General features: G+C 61.5%; 2 protein-coding genes. Both read left to right on the top strand.

Going from position 1 to position 652, the window contains the following annotated elements; all coding sequences use genetic code 11:
- Positions 1 to 353 (top strand): replication-relaxation family protein (locus RHBS_RS28375; RefSeq protein WP_187298693.1); only part of this gene is annotated, 353 nt, incomplete at its 5' end.
- Positions 350 to 652: DNA methyltransferase (locus tag RHBS_RS28370; RefSeq protein ID WP_145977681.1), on the top strand; the 303-nt coding region annotated here is incomplete at its 3' end. The genes RHBS_RS28375 and RHBS_RS28370, both read left to right, overlap by 4 nt.

Raw genomic sequence — 652 nt, 5'->3', positions numbered from 1 at the left:
CATGGCGACGATTCAGCGGTCCCGGCGGCGAACCACGATGGGTGCATCCGGACCTCGCAGCCGTCGCTTCGTCTGCCGACTTCGACGATCGCTGGTTTATCGAAGTCGACCTTGGTACCGAATCGTTGCCGACGCTGCTGCGTAAATGCGGGCAGTACGAGGCGTATCGAGGCAGCGGACTTGAGCAGTCCGAGCACGGCGCATTTCCGTTGGTGCTGTGGTTCTTCTCGAATCCTGAACGTGCAGATCGCCTGCGCTCGTCGATCTTGCGGTCGCCGCGTCTCACGTCCGAGCTCTACCGCTTCTCAACCGCCGAGACCTTTGGAAGCGTGATTCGGGAGCCGTTGTCATGACGGGCCCGATACCTCGCAACCAGATCCTGACTGGCGACGCACTGAAGACGCTTTCGCTGTTGCCTGACGGTTCGGTCGACTCAGTAGTAACGAGCCCGCCGTATTTCCGGCTGCGGAACTACGGTCACGACGATCAGCTCGGTCTCGAAGCTTCCGTCGACGGTTGGGTGGACGATCTGCGAGCCGTCTTGCGGGAGTGTGCCCGAGTGCTCGTCCCGACCGGCACCGTCTGGCTCAACCTCGGCGATAGTTACAGCACCCACAGACGCGAAGGGGCACAAAGGAAGAGCCTGCTACTT

Source organism: Rhodococcus sp. BS-15 (genome assembly GCF_000813105.1).
In the GTDB taxonomy this organism is placed as follows: Bacteria; Actinomycetota; Actinomycetes; order Mycobacteriales; family Mycobacteriaceae; genus Rhodococcoides.
The sequence above is the reverse complement of the archived record's forward strand: the minus strand, read 5'-3'. Positions and strand labels throughout refer to the sequence as shown.